A 2,196-nucleotide genomic window follows, 5' to 3' on the forward strand; every position below is an offset into this window, starting at 1 on the left:
CCTTCTTGACGTCCTTCTTGGCGGCCACGTTGCTCGCCTTGTTGGCGCAATTGTTCTGCAATAGTCATAAGTGTGTCCTCGTGTTTCGGTACTGATGAGGCTAGTGACGTAATTAACGCCTCTAGGTTGTTCGTTTCACCCACTTGGAGTAAGTAGCTCATCAATGACTGTACTTGCTTATCTGTAGTGTAATCGGTTAAGAGCAATGTGACCAGAGGCTCAAAGAAATCCATGATATCCCGATGCCTTGCGTGCTTTTGGACAAGCTCAAGCAATGCGATGCGGCGATGCTGCATTATCTCATCATCGGAGATGACCGTGACATCGACTAATGGAAAATCTTGAGTATAGAGCGCTTTAGCTATAAGAGGGTTAACGAACCCTTTTAACCAATTCATCTCATACGGGTAGGGCGAGACCTTACCATGGTAAAACTGCAACGGGATCACCAGAGGTAAGCGCTCATGGCCAGCTTCAATATGTTGCTGCATGGCGGCGATAGCGTAACGCATTAGTCTGAATGCCATGTGTTTATCTGGTCGACTCTGGTGCTCGATTAACGCGTAGACGTAACCTTCCCCCTGAGACGTTGTAAGAGAATAAAGGACATCCGAATAGTAAGGCCGTAAACTTTCTTCAATAAAGCTGCCTGATTCGAGTTTTAGGGTCGTCAAATCACAGATTTCACGCAGCTCAGCAGGCAGGTGAATATCCAATAAGTCCTTAGCGGTTTCTGGATGAGTGAGAAACTGCTTAAAGAGGGCATCATGTGGGGTTGGCGTGGTCTTTTTCATTTTATTATCCTAACACCAAATGAGTTAAATCAGTATCACGATAGGGATTCTGCGCTAGCTTAATTTTTGCTCACGCATCAATTTAGATTATTTAATGTGATTCCCAAGGGAGGTTGACGGGGGAGTGTAAAATGAGAGCAGAGTGCAACAATAGTTAGCCACGCCTAACATTAAGTAGGCTTTCTAACAAAACTCTATTAATCGATTAGGTTTGTAGTAGAAAGCCCCTCTCAATTAGGCCTTTTTCTACAGCGAGATTTATATGCTATAAACGCTGTAACAACAATGGTTAATTGACTAACATGTATCGCTCGGGGATGTTTTAAAGTCATCAAATTTTAAGATTAGGTTTTTTGGTGAAGTTTGTGTTTTGGGGAGTCACACTTGGAGTTCTGTAAATAAGTGTACGTTATGAAGCCAAAGTCAAAATACCAAGGGTAGCGAGTAAACAAGAGACTATTTTCGTTTTAAGGTTCGTGCGCTCTTTTAAAAAGAAGTAACCAAAAAGAATATCGAGGATGAAGGCTCCTTGGAATAAAACCATGACTAAACTAAAAGCGCTAGTGTTAAGCACTTTTAAGAGAAAATAGTAGCTTGCTGTTCCGCAAGTGGCTGTTATTACGGCGTTAAATAGAACTTTTTTGATTAACCTATAATGAACTTTAAATAGTAGAGGCGTCAAAAAAGCGGTTCCAGAAAAACCGATAAAAAGGATAACGCTAGTAGGTAAGTACAACGTAAGTACTTTATCAAAACCAATGGCTAGAGTGAGAAAGATTGGCGCGAGCCACGCGTGTAGATTGTTTGAAAAAAGAAGATTCATGTTGTTACTTGTGCTGATGAGCAGTGAAGCGACAAGTATCAGTATAACGCCAGTCATTTGAAGGAAAGTCAGTGTCTCATTTAAAAAGCTAACCCCGAACAGAGCACTCCAAATGATCTTTGTTTTAGAGATTATCGAGATAGAGCCTAATTCAATTGAAGCACGAGCCCTAAAGGTTGAGTACGCAAACCCAAGCCATGAGAAAACACTGAATATACTTAAAAGCAACAGCTCCCAAAGTTCACTTGTATTGTCGAATTTTGTAGGGATTTGTTCGATTTCGAAGATAACAAACAGAGCAGCCAGTAAACTGCATGTAATTTGATAGGCTATTAAATATTCATTACATAAAGGATTTTTCTTAAGAAAGACTCGTGAAATCCATTTGTCTAATGAACTTAAAGTCATAGCTAGAGCTAATATAGTGTAGGAACTTATCATTGTTTCTCAATGTGAATCGAGGTCTTGCATTTTATGAGTTCAAATAGTTTTCGGTTATTGGGGCTACTCTCTTCTCCTTTAGTAATAGCAACGTGATTATAATCAGTTTCAATTTTAGCTATGACATTTGGAATGACG

2 protein-coding genes are annotated in these 2,196 nt (G+C 40.2%); both read right to left on the minus strand.

Annotated elements, in window-relative coordinates; translation table 11 throughout:
* A partial coding sequence (locus tag AB4513_RS10485; protein ID WP_136975331.1) for an Rpn family recombination-promoting nuclease/putative transposase occupies nucleotides 1-794 on the minus strand: 794 nt, incomplete at its 3' end.
* 409 nt (nucleotides 795-1,203) lie between these two features.
* Nucleotides 1,204-2,058 (minus strand): EamA family transporter, encoded by an 855-nt coding sequence (locus AB4513_RS10490; protein ID WP_136983450.1) that lies wholly within the window; start codon nucleotides 2,056-2,058, stop codon nucleotides 1,204-1,206.
* Between the last annotated feature and the right edge of the window lie 138 nt (nucleotides 2,059-2,196).

It is taken from the genome of Vibrio sp. 10N.222.54.E6 (assembly GCF_041473955.1).
In the GTDB taxonomy this organism is placed as follows: Bacteria; Pseudomonadota; Gammaproteobacteria; order Enterobacterales; family Vibrionaceae; genus Vibrio; species Vibrio tasmaniensis_A.

What these genes read in the sequence shown, in the direction of transcription:
- AB4513_RS10490 (WP_136983450.1), bottom strand. Translation starts at nt 2,058, where the DNA reads ATGATAAGTTCCTACACTATATTAGCTCTAGCTATGACTTTAAGTTCA.